Source organism: Blautia marasmi, from assembly GCF_900258535.1.
Classification (GTDB): domain Bacteria; phylum Bacillota; class Clostridia; order Lachnospirales; family Lachnospiraceae; genus Blautia; species Blautia hominis.
The window spans coordinates 226,382-248,132 of sequence record NZ_OIWX01000001.1 but is presented as its reverse complement, the minus strand read 5'-3'; the positions used below and the strand labels follow the sequence as shown (position 1 = coordinate 248,132).

Here is a 21,751-nt window from a genome sequence, read left to right as displayed (position 1 = left end):
CCCAGCCGGTCCCGGCGGCAGCAAAACCCCGCTTCCGGATTTCATGAAAGGGGCAAATACTTGTTGTAGCTGCTTTTATGCATGATAAGCGCAGGAGATGCGCAGATCTGATCGAACAATTATGAAAGGGGACAGATTGAGAATGAGACTGACGGAACTTTTAAAAAACCTTGAATATAAATGTGAACAGGGCAGCCTGGACACAGACGTGAGGAGTGTAGTCTTTGATTCCCGGAAAGCGGAAAAGGACTCTCTTTTTATTTGCATCAAAGGCGCTGTATCTGACGGCCACAAATACGCACAGGAGGTTGTAGAAAAAGGTACCTCCGTCCTGGTAGTACAGGATGATGTGACAGTCCCGGAACAGGTGACTGTGATCAAAGTACCGGACAGCCGGTACGCCATGGCCTGCATCTCCGCAGCATGGTTTAGCCATCCGGCAGAGAAGATGAAAGTGATTGGTATCACAGGCACAAAAGGAAAGACCACTACCACCTACCTTGTAAAATCCATCCTGGAAAATGCGGGGCACAAAGTGGGATTGATCGGAACCATTGAGGCCATCATCGGCGATAAAGTCATACCGGCAGCCAACACAACTCCGGAATCCTACATTGTGCAGCAATACTTTGCCCAGATGGTGGAGGCCGGATGTGACAGCGTGGTCATGGAGGTTTCCTCCCAGGGTCTGATGCTCCACAGAACGGCAGGTTTTCTTTTTGACCTGGGCATTTTTACCAATATTGAGCCGGACCATATCGGTCCTAATGAACACAAAGATTTCGATGACTATATCCATTGTAAAGGAATGTTGTTCAAACAGTGCAGGGTGGGTATCGTGAACGCGGATGATGAGCATTTGGAAAACGTGCTGGAGGGTCATACCTGTGAACTGGAAACCTTTGGATTCAGTGAAAAGGCGGACCTGCGTGCGAAAGATCTGCATCTCGTCACAGGAAAAGGAACCCTGGGAATCGCCTATCAGGCGGAAGGTCTTATGGATTTTCCGGTGGAGATCGACCTTCCCGGCAAATTCAGTGTTTATAATTCCCTTACCGCGATTGCCATCTGCCGCCATTTTGGAGTCAGTGTTGAGAATATCCAAAAGGCACTGAAAGCTGCCAAGGTAAAAGGCAGGATCGAGATGGTAAAAGTCTCCGATGCGTTTACCCTTATGATTGATTACGCCCACAATGCCATGAGTCTGGAGAGCCTTTTGACCACCCTGCGGGAGTACCGGCCCACACGTCTTGTATGTCTGTTTGGATGCGGAGGGAACCGCTCCAAGCTCCGCCGTTATGAGATGGGGGAGGTATCGGGACGTCTGGCTGATCTGACCATCATAACCTCAGATAACCCAAGGAATGAAGAACCACAGGCGATCATAGATGATATTAAGATCGGGATCGGCAGGACAGAGGGTGAGCACGTGGAGATCGCAGACAGAAAAGAGGCCATTGCCTATGCCATTCATCACGGACAGCCGGGGGACATTATCGTGCTTGCCGGCAAAGGACACGAGGATTACCAGGAAATCAAAGGAAAGAAATATCCCATGGATGAGAGGGATTTGATCAGGGAGATCCTGGCTGAGCAGCCCTTATAGGGCCGGCCGGAATACGGAGTGGATAAATGAGCAGATTATATGCAGATATTATAGTGGATATCTCCCAGGAAAAGCTGGATCGGACGTTCCAGTATGAGATTCCAGAGCATCTGCAGGACCACATTCAGATAGGAACAAAAGTGAGAGTCCCTTTTGGAAACGGCAGCAGGGAGATTACAGGCTACGTGATTGATATTACGGGACAGCCAAAGGTGGAGGCTGCTAGGATGAAACAGATCCTTGGACCTGAAAGCCAGGGCATTCCCATAGAATCCCGGCTGATCTCCCTGGCAGCATGGATCGCAAAAAACTATGGTTCCACCATGAACCAGGCCCTGAAAACAGTGCTTCCGGTAAAAGAAAAAAAGAAAAAACAGGAGAAAAGATTCCTTGTTTTAAAAGCCTCCAAAGAAAATGCGCAGCAGTTTCTCGAGGCGTGCGAGCAGAAACACTTTAAGGCCAAAGCCCGTCTTATGAGAGGCATTCTGGAACAGAGTCCCATGCCCTATGAGCAGGCGGTCAATGTGTGGAAAGCAGCCCCGTCTGTGATCCACGGCCTGGAAGAAAAGGGAATGATCCTTGTGGAGAGTGAACGGGTGTGGAGAAATCCTGTGCATACAGGACAGCGGGAGCGCATAAAAAAAGAGCTGAATACCTGCCAGCAGGAAGCTGTAAAAAAAATCTTGGAAGAATGGAACAAAGACACCCCCCGGCCCACACTGCTCTACGGCGTTACAGGCAGCGGTAAGACAGAAGTTTACATGGAACTGATCGAGACAGTCCTTGCAAAAGGCAGACAGGTCATTGTCCTCATACCGGAGATTGCCCTTACCTATCAGACTGTGGAGCGCTTCAGTCAGAGGTTCGGCCAGGGTGTCTCCTTCATGCATTCCCGTCTTTCTGCAGGAGAGCGTTTTGACCAGTTTGAGCTGGCCAGAAAAGGTGAGATCTCCATTGTTGTGGGACCCCGCTCGGCCTTGTTTACCCCTTTTCCCAACCTGGGACTGATCGTTATTGACGAGGAACATGAGTCTTCCTATAAAAGTGAGAAAACCCCCTGTTATCACGCCAGGGAGGTGGCAGTCAGGAGGGGACAGGTGGAGAATGCCCGCATTGTCATGGGTTCGGCCACACCGTCCCTGGAAAGCTATGAAAAGGGGATGAACGGTTCCTATCAGCTTTTGACTCTGGAGCGCAGATATGAGAACCGAGCGCTTCCCAAAGTGTACACCGTGGATTTGAAAGAGGAGCTGAAGGCAGGAAACCGTTCTATCTTCAGCACGCTTCTTCAGGAAAAGATCAAAGACAGGCTTGAGAAAAGGGAACAGGTTATTTTGTTTTTAAACCGCAGGGGATATACTGGCTTTGTGAGTTGCCGTTCCTGCGGGCATGTGATGAAATGTCCCCACTGCGATGTCTCGCTGACCTCCCACAGAAACGGAAAGTTAATCTGTCACTACTGCGGATATACCATCCCGGATGTGCAGAAGTGTCCCTCCTGCGGTTCTCCCTTTATCGGAGGATTCAAAGCGGGAACCCAGCAGATTGAGGAGATGGTGTACCGTCTGTTTCCACAGGCCAGGGTGTTAAGGATGGATGCGGACACTACAAGAAAGAAGGATGACCATGAGAAAATCCTGGCCGCTTTTGCAAGGAAAGAGGCGGATGTGCTGGTGGGTACCCAGATGATCATAAAAGGCCACGATTTTCCGGATGTGACACTGGTTGGAGTCCTGGCAGCTGACCTTTCCCTGAACGGGGAGGATTTCCGGGCAGGGGAGAGAACCTTCCAGATATTGACCCAGGCTGTAGGCCGTGCAGGAAGAGGAAAAAAGCCAGGGGAGGCGGTCATACAGACCTACCAGCCGGAACATTACAGCATCAGGGCATCCGCAGAGCAGGATTATCCCGGATTTTACAAGGAGGAGATCGCCTACCGGATGCTTATGGGATACCCTCCCGCAAGAGCTATGGCAGCTGTGCGGGGAGCCTGCGCGGATGAAAATCTTTTGTATCAGGGGCTCTCTTATTGTAAAAAATATATAGAGAAGATATATCCGGGAGAAGATCTGATCCTCATCGGGCCCGCGCCTGAGAGTGTGGCAAAGGTCCAGGATATGTATAAAATGGTGATTTATATGAGACATCAAAACCGCAGGACCCTGGTGCAGATCAAAGACTGTCTGGAGCGGTATATTGCGGTAAATAAAGGATTTGATAAAATGTTTATCCAGTTTGATTTTAATATATAAAAAGGAGAAAAAAGAAATATGGCACTGAGAAATATCAGAACACAAGGCGACAGTATCTTAACAAAAAAATGCAGAAAAGTGGAGGCCATGACACCGAAACTGAGAGAACTCATAGAGGATATGTTTGAGACCATGTATGATGCTTACGGGGTGGGTCTGGCGGCTCCCCAGGTCGGCGTGCTGAAACAGATCGTGGTGATCGACACCACAGGGGAGGACCCTTATGTGCTGATCAATCCTGAGATCCTTGAGACATCCGGTTCCCAGACCGGAGATGAGGGCTGTCTGAGCCTTCCGGGAATGTCAGGTACTGTGACACGTCCGAATTATGTGAAGGTAAAGGCCCTTAATGAGAATATGGAAGAATATGAGCTGGAGGGAACCGAGCTGCTGGCAAGGGCGATCTGCCACGAGACAGATCATCTCCAGGGAAAAATGTATACGGAACTGGTGGAAGGTGAGCTTCGCCGGAACAATTACGAGGAGGATGAAGAATGAGAGTAGTCTTTATGGGGACCCCGGATTTTGCCGTGGGTACGCTTGAATCCTTGATTGAGGCCGGTCATCAGGTGGCAGCTGTGGTGACACAGCCGGATAAACCAAAAGGCAGGGGAAAAAGTCTGACCATGACACCTGTGAAGGAGGCAGCGCTTGCACACCGGATTCCGGTGTATCAGCCAAAAAAAGTGCGGGAACCGGAATTTGTGGATAATCTCCGTACCATTGCACCGGATGTGATCGTGGTGGCGGCTTTTGGGCAGATCATCTCAAAAGAGATCCTGGAGATGCCCAGGTATGGATGCATCAACGTCCATGCGTCCCTGCTCCCTGCCTATAGGGGGGCAGCACCGATCCAATGGGCTGTCATCAACGGCGACAGAGAAACAGGTGTCACGATCATGCGCATGAACGAAGGCCTGGACACAGGGGATATGATAGAGAAAGTGGTTGTTAAGCTGGATGAAAAAGAGACCGGCGGAAGCCTGTTTGACAAACTGAGCAAGGCAGGAGCTAAGCTTTGTGTAAAGGCTCTGGAAAAGCTGGAAAACGGTACGGCTGTGTTTGAAAAACAGCCGGAAAGCAGCACCACAGCCTATGCATCCATGATTGACAAAAAAATGGGTAAAATTAACTGGGGGCGCTCCGCAAAAGAGATTGAGCAGCTTATCCGGGGATTGGATCCATGGCCCAGCGCATACACGTCCATAAATGGTAAGAACCTGAAGCTGTGGGTGGCTGATGTGGTCTGTGGGGACGGTGACGGTGTTCCGGGAGAGATCCTGGAGGCCGGAAAAGAAGGGATCCTGGTAAAAACAGGGAAGGATCTTCTGTTAATACGGGAACTGCAGCTGGAAGGAAAGAAAAGAATAGACACCGCAGCCTTTCTGCGGGGATATACAGTAGATAAAGGATGGATCCTTGGGGAGTAAAGAGGAAAACAAATGACAGGCAGAGTGAATATAAGGGAGTTAATATTAGGAATACTATTGGAAATAAACAAAGAGGGGCAGTACAGCCACATTGCCATCCGCGGTACGCTGGACAAATACCAATATCTGGAGAAAACAGAGCGGGCATTCATCACCAGAGTTTGCGAAGGGACCCAGGAGAACCGGATACGGATTGACTATATTATCAATTACTTCTCAAAAGTGAAGGTGGAGAAGATGAAGCCGTTGATTCGGGAGCTGCTGCGCAGCAGTGTCTACCAGCTTATCTATATGGATAATGTGCCGGACAGCGCAGTCTGCAATGAGGCAGTTAAGCTTGCCAGAAAAAAAGGATTTTACAATCTGACAGGATTTGTGAACGGAGTTCTGAGAGGCATCGCAAGGGATCATAAAAAGATTCCCTTTCCCGGCAAAGAGCATAAAGTGGAGTACCTTTCCGTCACATATTCCATGCCTGTATGGCTGGTGGTCCGTTTTATGGACCAATTCGGGTTTGAAAATACAGAAAAAATGCTTCAGGCATTCATAGAAGAGCGCCCTGTGACAGTCCGTATCAAAGAGTATCTCACAGACAGAGAGCAGGTGATACAGAGCCTGATAAAAGAGGGTGTGAAGGTGGAAAAGGCACCATATGTGGACAATGCCTATTATCTTAGCGGTTATGATTATCTGCCTGCGCTCACCGCATTCCGCATGGGAAATATGCAGGTACAGGATGTAAGTTCCATGCTTGCGGGGGAAGCGGCTGCGCCCGGGAAAGGCAGCTATGTCATTGACCTGTGTGCAGCGCCGGGAGGAAAGACCATCTGTGTGGCAGACAAAATGCAGGGAACCGGACTGGTGGATTCCAGGGATGTAAGCGAGAAGAAAACAGATCTGATCCGTGAAAATGTAGAACGCATGGGCATGGGAAATATCAGCGTCACAGTCCGTGACGCCACAGAATTTGACCATGAATCTGTGGAAAAAGCAGACCTTGTCCTGGCGGATGTACCCTGTTCCGGCCTGGGCGTCATGGGGAAAAAGACAGATATCAAGTATAAGATCACACCGGGTAAACAGGAAGAACTGGTGGAGCTTCAGCGGAAGATCCTGGAGCAGGCAGCTTGCTATGTAAAACCCGGGGGCGTGCTCTTATACAGTACCTGCACGGTGTGCAGGGAGGAGAATCTGGAAAACGTGCTCTGGTTTACCAGGGAATACCCATACAAATTGGAGAGTATTGACGATCTTCTCTGTGAGGAACTGAGAAGTGATACTACAAAACAAGGATATTTACAGCTTCTGCCGGGGGTCCACAAGTGCGACGGATTTTTCCTGGCAAGGCTTAGAAGGATAGAATAAAATGGAACTTACAGATATAAAATCCCAGACCTTGGAGGAATTAAAAAAGACTGTGGAAGCCCTGGGGGAGAAGCCCTTCCGGGCAAAACAGCTCTATGAGTGGATGCACGTGAAGCTGGCGGAAAGCTATGAGGAGATGACAAACCTTTCCAAAACGTTCCGTGAGAAATTAAGAGGATCCTGCACCCTCACTACGCTCACGGCCCTGGAGGTACAGACTTCCCAAATAGACGGCACACAGAAATACCTTTTTGCCCTCCATGACGGCAATGTGGTGGAGAGTGTGCTCATGCGCTATAAGCATGGGAACAGTGTGTGTATTTCCTCCCAGGTGGGTTGTAAAATGGGATGCAGATTCTGTGCATCCACCATAGGCGGATGGAACAGGAACCTTACCCCTGCGGAGATGCTGGAACAGATATACCGTATACAGAAAAACAGTGGGGAGAGGGTATCCAATGTGGTGGTCATGGGAACCGGTGAACCGCTTGACAATTATGATACCCTGCTTCGCTTTATACATATGATAAGCGATGAAAACGGGCTTCATATCAGCCAGAGGAACCTTACGGTTTCCACTTGCGGAATTGTTCCGAAGATGGAAGCGCTGGCGGAGGAAAAGCTGCAGATCACATTGGCTTTATCCCTCCACGCATCCAGCCAGGAGAAGCGGGAAGCGCTTATGCCCATCGCCAAAAAATATACCATCACACAGGTCCTGGATGCCTGCAGGAATTACTATGAAAAAACAGGACGGCGCATTACATTTGAGTATGCCCTGGTAGGCGGGGAAAACGATTCCCAGGAGGATGCAAGGCGTCTGGCCCAGCTTATAAAAGGCCTGAACTGCCACGTAAATCTCATACCTGTAAACCCCATAAAAGAGCGTAGTTACGTGCGTTCGGATAAAAAAGTTATCGAGAATTTTCAAAATAAACTTGAAAAATACCAAATTAATGTTACTATTAGAAGAGAAATGGGCCGGGATATTGATGGGGCCTGTGGACAATTAAGAAAGAGTTATATCGATGTAACAATTCGATAAGAAAGAGGATTCGTAGGATGAAGTCATATTCTATCACGGATGTGGGACAGAAGCGGACAGTGAATCAGGATTTTGTATTCACGTCTGAGACCCCAGTGGGCAATCTGCCAAACCTCTTCGTAGTTGCGGACGGCATGGGCGGACATAAGGCAGGAGATTTCGCTTCCAGTTATGCAGTAGAGATTTTGCTCTCTACCATCCGGGAAGATGAGAACAGCAATCCGGTGAAGATCATACGGGCTGCGATCGAGAATGCCAACACCCAGCTTCTTAGGGAAGCATCGGACAATGAGGCTATGAGCGGTATGGGTACCACCATGGTGCTGGTGACCATTGTAGGACATTATGCATATGTGGCCAACGTGGGAGACAGCAGGCTGTATCTGATTGATGAAGATAAGATATCGCAGATTACCAAAGACCATTCTCTTGTGGAGGAGATGGTCCGCATGGGAGAGATATCCAGGGATGACGCAAGAAATCACCCGGATAAAAATATTATTACCAGGGCACTTGGAGCAGGAAGAGATGTGGATGTGGATTTTTTTGACATCCGTCTGACTCCGGGTGATATTTTGCTGTTGTGCTCAGACGGTTTGTCAAATATGGTACCGGATGAGGATATCAGGCAGGTGATAATGACCAGCGAAACGCTGGAGGAGACGGGCCGCAGGCTTGTTTCCATGGCAAATGACAACGGAGGCAGAGATAATATAGCAGTAGTTCTGGTAGAACCAGAAACAAAAGAGGTGGAAGTATGTTAAATGTGGGAGTTATCGTAGGAGAGCGGTACGAGATTGCCGGCAGGGTAGGCTCCGGCGGTATGGCCGATGTCTATAAGGCAAAGGATCATAAATTAAACCGTTTTGTAGCCATGAAAGTTCTGAAGCCGGAATTCAGCGCTGACACGAACTTCATCAAAAAGTTTCAGAGGGAGGCGCAGGCCGCAGCAGGACTTGCCCATCCCAATATTGTAAATGTATTTGACGTTGGAGAGGACCAGGGGATTAACTACATTGTTATGGAACTGGTGGAAGGTATTACCTTAAAAGAATACATCTCCAAAAAAGGAAAGCTGACAGTAAAAGAGGCAACCAGCATTGCCATTCAGGTGGCCATGGGACTGGAAGCAGCACACAACAGAAATATTGTGCACAGGGATATTAAACCCCAGAATATCATTATTTCTACAGACGGCAAGGTGAAGGTGACGGATTTCGGTATTGCCAGAGCAGCGTCCTCCAACACCATCAGTACCAATGCTATGGGTTCTGTACACTACAGTTCACCGGAGCAGGTGCGTGGCGGCTACAGTGATTACAAGAGTGACATTTATTCCCTGGGTATCACCATGTATGAGATGGTGACAGGAAAAGTTCCTTTTGACGGGGATACCACAGTGGCCATTGCCATCAAGCATCTGCAGGATGAGATGCTTCCTCCCTCCGAGTTTGTGCCGGAGCTTCCCCACAGCCTGGAGGAGATCATTTTAAAATGTACACAGAAAAGCCCGGACAGACGTTACAGCACTCTGGCAGAGCTGATCAACGATTTAAAGCATTCCCTGATAGATCCAAACGGAAGCTTTGTCAACCTGGCTCCTCTGAGCAATCATGCGCAGACGGTAGTCATCTCACCGGATGAGATGAAGGAGATCAAGAACGCGGCGTACGCACCGTCCGGTTCCAGCTCCGGCCGTTACAGTGATAACGATGAAGATGAAGATGACGATGATTACGGCTATGATGATGACGATGACGAGGATGACGACGAGGGTGATGATGACAACGGCAAAGGAATCAGTACAAAGCTGGAAAAAGCCATGACCATCGGCGGCCTGATCGTGGGTGCCATCATCATCTGTATCCTGGTATATTTTATTGTGTTTGCATCCGGCGGCCTAAAATTTGGCGGCAAAGATAAAGATAATGATAAAAAAGTTGAAAATACGACAGACCCCGATGATAAAGAGAGTAGCGAAAAAGTGGAAGTCCCGGATCTGACAAACAGTACACCGGACGAAGCCCGCACCGCGCTTAACAACCTGAAGCTGGGCTACAAAAAAGGCGGTGAGGAACCGTCTGACACTGTGGAGGCCGGAAAGATCGTCCGTCAGGAGACAGAGGCGGGAACAAAAGTGGACCCCCATACGGAAATCGTATGTTATATCAGTACAGGAACCCAGGAAGTGGAAATCCCTGACCTGGAGAACGAAACCCAGACATCCGCAGAGGCAACTTTAAAAGAGCTGGGTCTGCAGACGCAGATCAATAAGGCAAACAGCAGCTCCGTGAGCATTGGAAATGTGATTTCCACAGATCCGGCAGCAGGCACCTCCGTTAAGTCAGGCACCACAGTGACACTGACCATCAGTATCGGTGAAGGGGATACGGCTGCAAGAGTACCGGATGTGCGCGGATGGGCAGAAGAGGATGCAAAAGCAGCACTTTCAGACGCAGGTCTTGTGCCTGTGGTTCAGACCGGTTCAGACCAGTCTGTGGATGTAGGCGATGTATATGACCAGAGCGTGGCAGCCGGAACCAGAGTGGATGCCGGAACTACGGTTACCATTTATGTTAGGGGTGAGGATGCTCCCGCGGATAACACAAACGGCGGAGATGGCACCTGGAAGGCAGTAGGCCAGGCGCTGGGCCAGCCGGCAAGCTACCAGGGCGGTAAAGTTAAGATAGAACTGGTTCAGACAGATGACCAGGGCAATACCTATTCTGACCAGTCCATGGAAGTGGAAAACCCGGAATTCCCGCTGTCTATCAGTGATATGACAGGACATCCGGGAATTGCAACCGGTACAGTAGGTCTTTATGAATGGATTGGCGACAGCTATCAGATCATTGACCAGTATGATGTAACATTCCAGAAGGTAGATTAATGCAGGGAAAGATTATCAAAGGAATTTCCGGATTCTACTACATAAAAGTAGTAGGATCCGGAATTTATGAATGTAAGGCAAAAGGAATATTCCGAAAGGAAAAAATAAAACCCCTTGTGGGTGACAATGTGGAGATCGAGGTCCTGAGTGAAGAGGAAAAACTGGGAAATGTGGTGGATATCCTTCCCAGAAAGAATGAGTTGATCCGGCCTGCAGTGGCTAATGTGGATCAGGCACTGGTCATATTTGCAGCCAGGGAGCCGAAACCCAATTTCTCTTTGCTGGACCGCTTTTTGGTTATTATGGAGCGTCAGGAGATTCCGGTGGTCATCTGCTTTAACAAGCAGGATCTGGCAGATGCCAAGGAAGCACAAAGAATGCAGGAGATTTATACTTCCTGCGGCTATGAAGTCCTTCTCACAAGTGCATCCCAGGGAGACGGTATGGAGGAACTGCGTAGTATCCTGAGAGGAAAGACCACAACCGTAGCCGGGCCTTCCGGAGTGGGAAAATCTTCTCTGACAAACCTTCTGCAGCAGGAAGTGGTGATGGAGACCGGAGAGATCAGCAGGAAGCTGGGAAGAGGACGCCACACCACCAGACATTCCCAGATGATTGAAGTGGAGCCTGACACGTATCTTCTGGATACGCCGGGATTTACTTCTTTTTATGTGGAAGAAATGGACAAGGAAGATCTGCGCCACTATTTCAGGGAGTTTTTAAAGTACGAGGGTACCTGCCGTTTCCAGGGCTGTACCCATACCCATGAACCGGGATGCAGCGTGAAAACGGCACTTGAGGCGGGAGAAATCCCAAAAGAACGATATGAAAGCTATCTGGAGCTTTATCAGGAGCTTGCAGATAAGAGGAGGTATTGAGGATGAGATATGAACTATCACCCTCCATTCTGGCAGCAGATTTTGCATGTCTGGGGGAACAGATCAGCCAGGTGGAACAGGCCGGAGTCAATTGGCTTCATATTGATGTTATGGACGGAAATTTTGTGCCCAGCATTTCCCTGGGGATGCCGGTCATCACATCTATCAGAAAGAAAAGCAGCATGTTTTTTGATGTACACCTGATGGTGCAGGACCCGGAGCGTTATATTGAGGATTTCAAAAAGGCGGGAGCGGATATGCTGACTGTACATGCAGAAGCCTGCCCTCATCTGGACAGAACCCTGCACTGTATCCGTGAGGCCGGTATGAAGGCCGGTGTTGCCCTGAATCCAGCCACGCCGCTTGTGATGATCGAGCAGGTGCTGGAGCTGGTGGATATGGTCCTTCTGATGACGGTAAATCCGGGATTCGGCGGTCAGAAATACATCCCTTATTCCGGGGACAAGATCAGAAGACTGAGAAAAATGTTGGATGAGAGAGGTCTTTCCGCCGATATTGAGGTGGACGGAGGCATTTCCACAAAGACCATTGACCAGGTTCTGGAGGCTGGTGCCAATATCCTGGTGGCCGGTTCCGCTGTCTTTGGCGGGGATATCGCTGCCAATGCCAATGCACTGATGACCAAAATAGAAGAATTCAGGAATCGTCAGTGATAAATGCACGGAGTTAACCGTTTTGACAGGCCGGTGCATTTCCTGCGCTGCCCGTATGGATCCGTGGCGGCAGTAAGCATCAGGCCCATGGCGGAGCGGTTTTTAATGGCCGGATGCCAGGAAGCCTTCCGTTGTCAGAACGGTTACACAGGAAGGGAGAGGGACAGAAGATATGGACACAATACTTTTGTGCGGCGGTCATATGGATGACTCATTCGTACGTGACTGCATAGAGGATATAAGCCCGGACTGCATCATTGGAATTGACAGAGGACTGGAATTCTGTTACAGGAACCGGATCGTGCCCCAGTATATCCTGGGGGATTTTGACAGTATAAGCCCTGAGGTGATCGCGTGGTACAGAGAGCAAACGGAAATCCCCGTCCGGGAATACAAGCCGGAAAAAGATGCCACAGACACCCGCATGGGTCTGGAACTTGCCCTGAAGCTTGGCAGCGACAGGATTTTCCTGCTGGGGGCCACAGGAGGCCGCCTGGACCACTATATGGGAAATCTGCAGTCTCTGGTGGTTCCCGCGATGGCCGGGAAGGAGGCATGGATTCTGGATGAGCAGAATGCCATGACCGTTCTTTCCCGCAGCCGGACTATCAAAAAAGAGTGCGCTTTCGGCAAATATATCTCTTTTTTTTCCATGGGAGATGAAGTGCGCGGAATCACACTTTCGGGGTTTAAATACCCCCTGAAAGATTATGATATGACAAATTTCGACGGAATCGGAGTGAGCAATGAGCTGGCGGAAGATACAGCATTAGTGGAATTTCGACAGGGATTTCTGTTGATGGTCATGTCAAAAGACAAGTAAAAAGAACGAAAAAAGTCGATATTTTTTTAACAGTTGTCGAATAACAAGGCGGGTCAAAGGCTTGATTCGCCTTTTTAGGTGTGTTAGAATAATTCCATGTGAAGGAATACAGAAGAAAAGAGGACATAAAAATGAAGTTAGGTATTGTCGGTTTACCGAATGTAGGGAAGAGCACCCTTTTTAACTCTCTGACAAAAGCTGGGGCGGAGTCAGCAAATTATCCGTTCTGTACCATAGATCCAAATGTGGGCATTGTGGCTGTGCCGGACGAGCGACTGAAACTCTTAGGGGATTTTTATCATTCCAAAAAAGTGACGCCGGCGGTGATTGAATTTGTGGATATCGCAGGACTTGTGAAGGGGGCTTCTAAAGGAGAAGGCCTTGGCAACCAGTTCCTTGCCAATATCCGGGAGGTGGATGCCATTGTTCACGTTGTGAGATGCTTTGAAGATGAGAATGTAGTCCATGTGGACGGATGTATTGATCCGCTGCGGGACATTGAGACCATTAATCTGGAACTGATATTCTCAGATCTGGAGATACTGGAAAGAAGGATTGCCAAAACCACAAAGTCTGCCCGTATGGACAAAGAGGCAGCAAAAGAGCTGGAGCTTTTAAAGAAACTGAAAGCTCACCTGGAGGACGGAAAACCTGCCTCCACATTTGAACCTGATAACGAGGATGAGGAAGGGTTTATGAAGGAATATAACCTCCTCACCGGAAAACCGGTCATCTATGCGGCTAATGTATCCGAGGATGACCTGGCAGATGATGCGGCCTCCAATCCTCATGTACAAAAAGTAAGGGAATATGCTGAAGAAACAGGAAGTGAAGTGTTCGCTCTGTGTGCTCAGATAGAGCAGGAGATTGCAGAACTGGATGATGAAGAAAAGAAGGAATTCCTGGAGGATCTGGGAATAGAGAAGTCAGGACTGGAGAAACTAATCGTAGCCAGCTACAGACTGCTGGGACTTCTGAGCTTCCTCACATCCGGCGAGGATGAGACCAGGGCATGGACCATAAAAGTAGGTACCAAAGCGCCGCAGGCGGCCGGAAAGATACACACGGATTTTGAACGCGGCTTTATCAAAGCCGAGGTAGTGAACTACAAAGATCTGCTTGACTGTGGGTCCTATGCGAAAGCCAGGGAAAAAGGTCTGGTCCGCATGGAAGGAAAAGACTACGTTGTGCTGGACGGCGATGTGATTTTATTCCGCTTTAACGTTTAAAGGAGGCTTACTTGTATGGATATGTCCATTCGCTTTCCGCATCTGGGGATTTCTCTGCCCCATGTGGGAAAAACTATCACAATTTTTGGCTTTGATATCGCCTACTATGGTATGGTTATCGCTCTGGCTATGATTGTGGGAATCTCCATTGCCATGAAAGAGGCAAAGCGCACGGAACAAAACCCGGATACTTACCTGGATATGCTAATGATTACCATGGTAACTTCTGTAATCGGGGCAAGAGCCTTTTTTGTTATCTTCACTTGGGAAAACTATAAGGACGACCTGATACAGATATTCAATACCAGAAATGGCGGGCTGGCAATCTATGGGGGGATAATTGTCGGCGCGATCACGGTTTACATTTTCGGCAGAATAAAAAAGATGAATTTTCCGCTGGTAGCGGACACAGTGAGCATGGGACTTGTTGCAGGCCAGATCATTGGACGGTGGGGAAACTTTTTCAACCGGGAGGCCTTCGGCGGTTACACAGACGGGCTTCTTGCCATGCAGCTTCCTGTCTCCGCAGTCAGGGAAAAGGAGATCACATCTGCCATGTGGGACCATCTGGTAACGATAGGCGGTGTGGAATACATCCAGGTTCATCCTACGTTCCTCTATGAGGGACTGTGGAACCTGGGAGTCCTGCTGTTCCTCTTGTGGTTCCGTAAAAAGAAAAAATTCCAGGGAGAACTGTTTTTATGCTACCTGGCAGGCTACGGAGCCGGAAGGTTTTGGATAGAAGGACTTCGTACGGATCAGCTTTTGATTCCGGGCATAGGATTTCCGGTATCACAGGCATTATCCGCCGTTCTCGTGGTATGTTCCCTTTTGCTTATCGTACACAACAGGAGGAAGAGGTTGAAAGAACAAGGAGTGTAGCGATGAGAGATAAAGAGTTAGAAATACGAATAGAAGACGCACGGCAGAGACTGGACAGAGCGATTGCAGAGAATCGTGGTATGCAGACCATTATGGCACTCAGCCTGGTACTGGACCGTTTGATTGAAGAACATATTTGTATAAACCAGCAAAACGCAGAACTTGTGGGCTAGCAGCAGTTCAGACAAACTGAACGGTTACGTGGGCCGGCCCACCACCTCTGCCATATATTGGAAACTCTTAAAAAGAATCGGCAAAATGGCGTAAAATCATTGATTTTACGCCATTTTTCGATTCTTTTAATATTTCTAAAGAATATATGTTCCCCTTGCTTTTTTCCCAGTTGTGTTATAGAATGGGCATGTAAGTGGTAGAAGGTGGTGAAAAGTGGTGGCAAATGGGGGGCTAGTGGCAGAAGCGCCCGTTGTCCCATGGAGGGTGCGAAGGGGAGACTCGCATCTTCACGAAAGAAGGTGACATTCATATGTTCATGGGAGAGTATAGTCATACGATCGACGCAAAAGGGAGACTGATCATTCCGGCTAAGTTCCGCGAAGAATTAGGCGAAGATTTTGTGCTGACCAAAGGTCTGGATGGTTGTCTGTCTATCTACCCGAACAATGAATGGAAGGATTTCGAGGAAAAGCTGAAAGCTTTACCGCTTAATGATAAAAATGCAAGGGCCTTCGTACGTTTTTTTGTTTCCAGTGCAACACAATGTGAACTGGACAAGCAGGGGAGAATTCTCGTACCGGGAACGCTGCGGGAGTTTGCTGGTCTGTCGAAGGATGTTGTGCTCACAGGAAACCTCACCAGGATTGAAATCTGGAGCAAGGAAAAATGGATGGAGAACAGCAATTGTGAAGATATGGATGCCATTGCAGAAGGGATGCAGGCAATGGGTATCTTAATATAATTGCAGGAAGGTCGAGGAAACTATGGAATTTAAACACAAATCCGTATTGTTAGAAGAGACAATCCGGAATCTGAAGGTAAAACCGGATGGGATTTATGTTGACGGAACGTTAGGAGGCGGCGGCCACGCCTATGAGGTGTGCCGGCAATTATCTGCCAAGGGGAGCTTGATAGGTATAGATCAAGACGAAGCTGCAATCGAAGCTGCGGGTGAGCGGTTACAGGAATTTGGAGACATAGTTACGATCATCCGCAGCAACTATTGCAACATGAAAAAAGAACTGCAGAAAATAGGCATCTCATCTGTGGATGGGATCGTGCTTGATCTGGGTGTTTCGTCCTACCAGCTTGACAACGCGGAGCGTGGGTTTACCTACAGGGAGGACGTGCCCCTGGATATGCGTATGGACCGAAGAGGAAGCCGTACTGCAAAAGACATTGTAAACACTTATACTGAAAACGAACTGTATCGTGTACTCCGGGACTATGGGGAAGAGAAATTTGCTAAGAAGATCGCCAGGAATATCTGTACGGCGAGGATGGACAAGCCCATAGAGACTACCGGGGAACTGATTGAACTAATAAAACAGTCCATTCCCATGAAAATGAGAGCAGTGGGAGGACATCCTGCGAAAAAAACATTTCAGGCAATTCGTATTGAGCTGAATCAGGAACTGGAAGTCTTGAGAAATTCCCTGGATGATATGATCAAACTATTAAATGACGGCGGACGTATCTGCATTATTACGTTCCATTCTTTAGAAGACCGCATAGTAAAGACTAATTTTAAGAGGAATGAGAACCCATGCACATGTCCGCCTGATTTTCCGGTCTGTGTGTGCGGGAAAAAGCCCATGGGGAAGGTCATAACCAGGAAACCAATACTTCCGGATGAGGAGGAGATTGCTGTAAATAAGCGTTCCAAGAGCGCGAAGCTGCGCGTCTTTGAACGGACCCGGTAATAGTTCAGTCAGGTCTGCGCATTCACTGTGCCGACCGTATGATTGTGTAGTGGCAGTAAGTATCCGGCCCATCGCGAAGCGATTTTTAATGGCTGGATGCATGTAACGGTTCAGTTGTCTGAACGGTTACCGGACAGAAAATGAATAGGCAAAGAAATCTGAATCGGGGTTGATTTCATGAAAAAAGTATCCGGGAGAGAGGGATATGACAGCAGAAAAGTAAATAGAGGCACCGGGTATTATGTGGATGGGAACACGGTCCGCCGTGTAGAGGAAGTACCCCAGCGTAAAAAGAAGCAGGTTAGCGCAGCCGCGCAGAAGAACAGAGCCAGGAACATGCAGATGAGCAGAGGGTATGTGATGTTTTTGGCAGTTATGTGTGTGGCGGTCTTGTTTGCCTGCGTACATTTTCTGAAACTGAAATCCGAACTGACAGAGCAGAAGAGCCAGCTTACCTCAGAGGAACTCAAGTACAGCCAGTTAAAGGCAGAAAATGATGCGTACTACAGTGAGACGATTTCCAGTGTGGATTTGGATGCCATCAGAAAAAAAGCCATTGAGGAGCTGGGAATGAAATTTCCCACCGAGGATCAGATCAAACATTATACACCGGGCGGCAGCAGCTATGTGAGACAGTATCAGGATGTACCAAAGGAGTGACGGTACATAGGACAAAGCAGGTGATAGATTGAATAAACAGGAATCAAAAAAAAGAAAAATGACAGGCACCATGAAGAAAAAGCTGGCGGGATTGTTTGTGTTGATTCTGCTGGCTTTCGTGTTTCTGGTCATTGGGATTACCATTATCAATGCCAAGAGCGGTGACAAATACACCAAACAGGTGCTGGCGCAGTCCCAGCAGCAGTATGACAGCACTACCATCCCTTACAAGCGGGGAGATATTCTGGACCGGAGCGGCAATATCCTGGCTACCAGCATTAAGGTATACAATGTGATCCTGGACTGTCAGGTGGTGAATTCCAATGATAATTACAAGGAACCCACAAAACAGGCCTTGTCTGAATATCTGGGGATTGATGAGGATACTGTGGAGGAGCTGCTCACCGGTGAGGCGACAAAAGAAAGTCCCTATCAGATCCTGAAAAAGCAGATCTCCATGGATGAAAAAAAGAACTTTGAAAAGATGACAGAGATCCCGTCGGACGAGGAGGAGGCCAAGGCACTCTCCGAGGATGAGAGAGCACGCAGGAACAATACACAGGGTGTGTGGTTTGAGGAAGACTATAAGAGAACTTACCCCCTCAATCAACTGGCATGTGATGTGATTGGATTTACCTATTCCGGCAATACAGCGGACTGGGGACTGGAGGGTTACTACAACAGCACTCTGAATGGTACAGACGGCAGAAAGATCGGTTATTTCAACGATGACGCCTCCCTGGAACAAAATATTATTGACCCTGTCAACGGAAACAGCCTGGTTACCACCCTGGATGTGAATATCCAGAGTGTAGTGGATAAATATATCGAAGCCTTTATGGAGAACCTGAAGGACGGGCCAAATACAGATTACCGGGGGGCAAAGAATATAGGCGTGATCGTGGCAAACCCGCAGAATGGAGAAATCCTGGCAATGGGAAGCAATGATCCCTATGATCTGAACAAGCCCAGGGATTTGACCGCCCAGTATTCTGACAGTGAAATTGAGGCCATGAATGATGACCAGACAAAAGAGGCGCTTTATAAGATGTGGAGGAACTACTGCATTACAGATGCCTATGAACCGGGTTCTGTAGTGAAGCCTATCACTGTAGCCTCAGCTCTTGAATCCGGCAGCATTACGGAGGAAGATACTTTTGTGTGCGACGGCGGAGAGCAGGTGGCTGACCGGTATATCAACTGTGCGGTCTATCCGGATTCCCACGGAACAGAGACGGTTGGAGAAGCCATCCAGAACTCCTGCAATGATGCCCTGATGGCCATTGGAAGGAAAATGGGAAAAGAGACCTTGCTGGCTTATCAGGATAAATTCAATTTTGGTACAAGGACAGGGATCGACCTACCCGGAGAGGGTACGGGAATCCTGTTCAACTTAGACACTATGTTTGACACAGAGCTGGCGACTACCACTTTCGGACAGGGATTTACCTGTACTATGATACAGGAGATAGCAGCCATCAGCGCCTGCATTAACGGCGGCACGTATTACCAGCCCCACCTGGTGAAAGAGATCAGAGACCAGGACAACAACACCATAAAGAGCCTCAGCGGAAATGTTTTAAAAGAGGTGATCTCCCAGGAAGTCTCCGCGGATATCCGGAAATACATGGGTATGAGTGTAGAAAACGGTACCAGCCAGACGGCAAAGATCCCGGGTTATTCCATGGGCGGCAAGACAGGTACTGCCGAGAAGGTTCCCAGAGGAAATCATAAATACCTGGTATCCTTCGTTGGATTTGCACCTCTCGATAACCCACAGGTTGTGATTTACGTGGTTGTGGACGAGCCGAACGTGGAGGAACAGGCCAGCAGTACCTACGCACAGTATATAGCCCAGGCGATTCTCTCAGAGATTTTCCCGTATCTGAACATTTATCCGGATCAGGATACAGACCAGAAGCTTCAGCTCTGGGATGAATTTACGGGAACCACACGGATGGATGAGAGCGTGAACGGGGAGGACGGCAACGGTCCTTCAGGCGTAGTCATTGACGGTACGGAAAATCCGGACATGCCGGAACCGCCCGAGGATGACCAAGAAGAAGAGCTTGATCATAACGATGCCCAGAGTGATGGTATTACAAATGAAGACGCCGGTTTTGACGATGAGGAATATGACGAGGAAGAATAAGCTTGACTGAAGGAAAGCTTGATGTGGGGAAAAGCGGAATGCGGTACAGATGAGAAATCTGTGCAGCATTCCCTTCTTTTTTTTGCGGGGCAGTGCATATATTTATAAGGATAAGCTGCAGGGGAACCGGGAATGAAAAAAAACAGGACGTACCACAAGAAGAAGACAGTGATCGTATTTGCCGCCTGTGTGCTGATGCTTGCAGGACTTATGGGCCGGATGGTCTATCTCATGGTGATAAAGTCTGATTACTATGCAAAAAAGGCAGAGCAGCTCCACGAGAGGGAGCGTGACATCAAGGCAGCCAGAGGCAGGATCATTGACGCAAAGGGGGAGATCCTGGCGGATAATAAAGCGGTGTGCACCATTTCCGTCATACACAGCCAGGTAAAGGAACCGGATAAGATCATCGCCATGCTGCAGAAAGAGCTGGGACTTACGGAGGAGACTGCCAGAAAAAGAGTGGAGAAGGTTTCTTCCATTGAAAAAGTGAAGACAAATGTGGAGAAAGAAGTGGGGGACAGGATTCGGGAATACGGTCTTGCAGGTGTCAAAGTGGATGAGGATTTCAAACGGTATTACCCCTGCAATGAGCTGGCCTCCAAGGTACTGGGATTTACAGGAGGAGACAACCAGGGCATCATTGGGCTGGAAGTATGGTACGACGACATTCTGAAAGGCATAGACGGCAAAATACTCACCACTACGGATGCCAGGGGAGTGGAGATCGATGAGCTGGGGGAAAGCCGTGTGGAACCGGTGGCAGGATATGACCTGCACATCAGCCTGGATAAAAATATCCAGATGTATGCACAGCAGGCAGCAGAGAAAGTTATGGAGGAAAAGCAGGCAGATGCGGTCTCCATTTTGTTCATAAATCCCCAGAACGGAGAAATCTACGCAGATGTAAATGTACCGGAATTTAATCTCAATGAACCGTTCACTCTGAACACGGATGCGGACACCTCGGGCATGACGGACAAGGAAAAACAGGATGCCTGTAACCAGATGTGGAGAAATCTGACCATCAACGATACCTATGAGCCAGGTTCCACCTTTAAGATCATCACCATGGCAGCAGGACTCTCCGAGGGGGTGGTCAGCATGGAGGATACCTTTTCCTGTCCCGGATTTAAAATCGTGGAGGACAGAAGGATCCACTGCCATAAGAGGACAGGACACGGGGCTGAAAACTTTGTACAGGGCGCTATGAACTCCTGCAACCCGGTATTTATCGAGGTGGGGCTTCGGCTGGGCGTGGATAATTACTATAAGTATTTCAAGCAATTTGGACTGCTCAAGAAGACCGGGATTGACCTTCCCGGGGAAGCTGCTACCATCATGCATAAGAAATCCAATATCGGGCAGGTGGAGCTTGCCACCATTTCCTTTGGCCAGTCTTTCCAGATCACCCCGATCCAGCTCGCCACCACAGTGAGTTCCATCATCAATGGCGGTAACCGGATCACCCCTCATTTTGGAGTCAAGGTGACAGATGAGGACGGAAATCTGGTGGAGACGCTTAAGTATCCCGTGGAGAAAGGTGTGGTGACGGAAGAGGTTTCTGAGGAGGTGCGTTATATTCTGGAAAAGGTAGTATCGGAAGGTTCCGGTAAGAATGCGGCCATTGAGGGCAGAACGATTGGAGGCAAGACAGCCACATCCCAAACCCTGCCCAGGAGTGCCAATCGGTATATTTCCTCCTTCCTGGGATTTACACCGGCTGAGACACCTCAGATACTGGGGATCTGCCTGATCCACGATCCGCAGGGGGTATATTACGGCGGAACCATAGCGGCTCCGGTCATCCGGGATATCTATGAAAATATTCTGCCTTATATGGGCATTGAAGGCTGATCGTAACCGGTGATGGAATAGTTACGGTTGATAATTGAGGACAAAAGCTTTATACTAATGGAAGTATGGCGGCAGCCCTGTCTGTTGGCAGGCTGCCGGGCATGGATAAAAAAATACATAAAAATGAGGTG

19 protein-coding genes are annotated in these 21,751 nt (G+C 48.7%); all 19 read left to right on the top strand.

Annotated elements, in window-relative coordinates:
* The first annotated feature begins 142 nt into the window (after positions 1 to 142).
* The 19 genes from C6P39_RS01065 (at position 143) to C6P39_RS00975 (ending at position 21,620) form a co-directional block, all read left to right on the top strand.
* Positions 143 to 1,606 carry a UDP-N-acetylmuramoyl-L-alanyl-D-glutamate--2,6-diaminopimelate ligase gene (locus C6P39_RS01065; RefSeq protein ID WP_104805825.1) on the top strand — a complete coding sequence of 488 codons (1,464 nt, stop codon included), beginning with the start codon at positions 143 to 145 and terminating at the stop codon, positions 1,604 to 1,606.
* Between the two features lie 26 nt (positions 1,607 to 1,632).
* Positions 1,633 to 3,858, top strand: a complete 2,226-nt coding sequence (gene priA, locus C6P39_RS01060) for a replication restart helicase PriA (protein ID WP_104802476.1) — start codon at positions 1,633 to 1,635, stop codon at positions 3,856 to 3,858.
* Between the two features lie 18 nt (positions 3,859 to 3,876).
* Positions 3,877 to 4,356 (top strand): peptide deformylase, encoded by a 480-nt coding sequence (def, locus tag C6P39_RS01055; protein ID WP_104802475.1) that lies wholly within the window; start codon positions 3,877 to 3,879, stop codon positions 4,354 to 4,356.
* Positions 4,353 to 5,288 carry a methionyl-tRNA formyltransferase gene (gene fmt / locus C6P39_RS01050; RefSeq protein WP_104802474.1) on the top strand — a complete coding sequence of 312 codons (936 nt, stop codon included), beginning with the start codon at positions 4,353 to 4,355 and terminating at the stop codon, positions 5,286 to 5,288. The genes def and fmt overlap by 4 nt, the downstream gene beginning before the upstream one ends.
* Before the next feature lie 12 nt (positions 5,289 to 5,300).
* Positions 5,301 to 6,653 (top strand): 16S rRNA (cytosine(967)-C(5))-methyltransferase RsmB, encoded by a 1,353-nt coding sequence (rsmB, locus tag C6P39_RS01045; RefSeq protein WP_095173978.1) that lies wholly within the window; start codon positions 5,301 to 5,303, stop codon positions 6,651 to 6,653.
* Between the two features lies 1 nt (position 6,654).
* Positions 6,655 to 7,698: a 23S rRNA (adenine(2503)-C(2))-methyltransferase RlmN gene (gene rlmN / locus C6P39_RS01040; RefSeq protein ID WP_104802473.1), complete on the top strand. Its 1,044-nt coding sequence runs from the start codon at positions 6,655 to 6,657 to the stop codon at positions 7,696 to 7,698.
* A 17-nt stretch (positions 7,699 to 7,715) separates the two neighbouring features.
* Complete coding sequence (locus C6P39_RS01035; RefSeq protein WP_104802472.1) at positions 7,716 to 8,462, top strand: Stp1/IreP family PP2C-type Ser/Thr phosphatase; 747 nt, start codon at positions 7,716 to 7,718, stop codon at positions 8,460 to 8,462.
* A complete protein-coding gene (gene pknB, locus C6P39_RS01030) occupies positions 8,456 to 10,588 on the top strand; it encodes a Stk1 family PASTA domain-containing Ser/Thr kinase (protein ID WP_104802471.1) in 2,133 nt (710 codons plus the stop codon). The genes C6P39_RS01035 and pknB overlap by 7 nt, the downstream gene beginning before the upstream one ends.
* Positions 10,588 to 11,466 carry a ribosome small subunit-dependent GTPase A gene (gene rsgA / locus C6P39_RS01025; protein WP_104802470.1) on the top strand — a complete coding sequence of 293 codons (879 nt, stop codon included), beginning with the start codon at positions 10,588 to 10,590 and terminating at the stop codon, positions 11,464 to 11,466. The genes pknB and rsgA overlap by 1 nt, the downstream gene beginning before the upstream one ends.
* A gap of 2 nt (positions 11,467 to 11,468) precedes the next feature.
* The gene (gene rpe / locus C6P39_RS01020; RefSeq protein WP_104802469.1) at positions 11,469 to 12,140 is read left to right on the top strand and encodes a ribulose-phosphate 3-epimerase; all 672 of its coding nucleotides are present in this window, start codon (positions 11,469 to 11,471) and stop codon (positions 12,138 to 12,140) included.
* A 172-nt stretch (positions 12,141 to 12,312) separates the two neighbouring features.
* Positions 12,313 to 12,963 carry a thiamine diphosphokinase gene (locus C6P39_RS01010; protein WP_104802467.1) on the top strand — a complete coding sequence of 217 codons (651 nt, stop codon included), beginning with the start codon at positions 12,313 to 12,315 and terminating at the stop codon, positions 12,961 to 12,963.
* Positions 12,964 to 13,094: 131 nt separating this feature from the next.
* The gene (ychF, locus tag C6P39_RS01005; protein WP_095173995.1) at positions 13,095 to 14,192 is read left to right on the top strand and encodes a redox-regulated ATPase YchF; all 1,098 of its coding nucleotides are present in this window, start codon (positions 13,095 to 13,097) and stop codon (positions 14,190 to 14,192) included.
* Between the two features lie 15 nt (positions 14,193 to 14,207).
* Positions 14,208 to 15,074: a prolipoprotein diacylglyceryl transferase gene (gene lgt / locus C6P39_RS01000; protein ID WP_095173996.1), complete on the top strand. Its 867-nt coding sequence runs from the start codon at positions 14,208 to 14,210 to the stop codon at positions 15,072 to 15,074.
* Between the two features lie 2 nt (positions 15,075 to 15,076).
* The gene (locus C6P39_RS27335; protein WP_147737723.1) at positions 15,077 to 15,247 is read left to right on the top strand and encodes a Spo0E family sporulation regulatory protein-aspartic acid phosphatase; all 171 of its coding nucleotides are present in this window, start codon (positions 15,077 to 15,079) and stop codon (positions 15,245 to 15,247) included.
* 311 nt (positions 15,248 to 15,558) lie between these two features.
* On the top strand, positions 15,559 to 15,990 hold the full coding sequence (gene mraZ, locus C6P39_RS00995) for a division/cell wall cluster transcriptional repressor MraZ (RefSeq protein ID WP_065540982.1): 432 nt from the start codon (positions 15,559 to 15,561) through the stop codon (positions 15,988 to 15,990).
* 22 nt (positions 15,991 to 16,012) lie between these two features.
* Positions 16,013 to 16,951, top strand: coding sequence for a 16S rRNA (cytosine(1402)-N(4))-methyltransferase RsmH (gene rsmH, locus C6P39_RS00990; protein WP_104802466.1), 939 nt, complete (start codon positions 16,013 to 16,015; stop codon positions 16,949 to 16,951).
* Between the two features lie 177 nt (positions 16,952 to 17,128).
* On the top strand, positions 17,129 to 17,611 hold the full coding sequence (locus C6P39_RS00985; protein ID WP_095173998.1) for a hypothetical protein: 483 nt from the start codon (positions 17,129 to 17,131) through the stop codon (positions 17,609 to 17,611).
* Between the two features lie 28 nt (positions 17,612 to 17,639).
* Complete coding sequence (locus C6P39_RS00980) at positions 17,640 to 19,763, top strand: peptidoglycan D,D-transpeptidase FtsI family protein (protein ID WP_104802465.1); 2,124 nt, start codon at positions 17,640 to 17,642, stop codon at positions 19,761 to 19,763.
* 132 nt (positions 19,764 to 19,895) lie between these two features.
* Entirely contained in the window at positions 19,896 to 21,620 is a 1,725-nt protein-coding gene (locus tag C6P39_RS00975) for a peptidoglycan D,D-transpeptidase FtsI family protein (RefSeq protein WP_095174000.1), read from the top strand.
* Positions 21,621 to 21,751: the final 131 nt, after the last annotated feature.

Bases quoted from the DNA above. Each gene is read 5' to 3' on its own strand.
- C6P39_RS01065 (WP_104805825.1), top strand. From the start codon at position 143: ATGAGACTGACGGAACTTTTAAAAAACCTTGAATATAAATGTGAACAG.
- priA (WP_104802476.1), top strand. From the start codon at position 1,633: ATGAGCAGATTATATGCAGATATTATAGTGGATATCTCCCAGGAAAAG.
- def (WP_104802475.1), top strand. From the start codon at position 3,877: ATGGCACTGAGAAATATCAGAACACAAGGCGACAGTATCTTAACAAAA.
- fmt (WP_104802474.1), top strand. From the start codon at position 4,353: ATGAGAGTAGTCTTTATGGGGACCCCGGATTTTGCCGTGGGTACGCTT.
- rsmB (WP_095173978.1), top strand. From the start codon at position 5,301: ATGACAGGCAGAGTGAATATAAGGGAGTTAATATTAGGAATACTATTG.
- rlmN (WP_104802473.1), top strand. From the start codon at position 6,655: ATGGAACTTACAGATATAAAATCCCAGACCTTGGAGGAATTAAAAAAG.
- C6P39_RS01035 (WP_104802472.1), top strand. From the start codon at position 7,716: ATGAAGTCATATTCTATCACGGATGTGGGACAGAAGCGGACAGTGAAT.
- pknB (WP_104802471.1), top strand. From the start codon at position 8,456: ATGTTAAATGTGGGAGTTATCGTAGGAGAGCGGTACGAGATTGCCGGC.
- rsgA (WP_104802470.1), top strand. From the start codon at position 10,588: ATGCAGGGAAAGATTATCAAAGGAATTTCCGGATTCTACTACATAAAA.
- rpe (WP_104802469.1), top strand. From the start codon at position 11,469: ATGAGATATGAACTATCACCCTCCATTCTGGCAGCAGATTTTGCATGT.
- C6P39_RS01010 (WP_104802467.1), top strand. From the start codon at position 12,313: ATGGACACAATACTTTTGTGCGGCGGTCATATGGATGACTCATTCGTA.
- ychF (WP_095173995.1), top strand. From the start codon at position 13,095: ATGAAGTTAGGTATTGTCGGTTTACCGAATGTAGGGAAGAGCACCCTT.
- lgt (WP_095173996.1), top strand. From the start codon at position 14,208: ATGGATATGTCCATTCGCTTTCCGCATCTGGGGATTTCTCTGCCCCAT.
- C6P39_RS27335 (WP_147737723.1), top strand. From the start codon at position 15,077: ATGAGAGATAAAGAGTTAGAAATACGAATAGAAGACGCACGGCAGAGA.
- mraZ (WP_065540982.1), top strand. From the start codon at position 15,559: ATGTTCATGGGAGAGTATAGTCATACGATCGACGCAAAAGGGAGACTG.
- rsmH (WP_104802466.1), top strand. From the start codon at position 16,013: ATGGAATTTAAACACAAATCCGTATTGTTAGAAGAGACAATCCGGAAT.
- C6P39_RS00985 (WP_095173998.1), top strand. From the start codon at position 17,129: ATGAAAAAAGTATCCGGGAGAGAGGGATATGACAGCAGAAAAGTAAAT.
- C6P39_RS00975 (WP_095174000.1), top strand. From the start codon at position 19,896: ATGAAAAAAAACAGGACGTACCACAAGAAGAAGACAGTGATCGTATTT.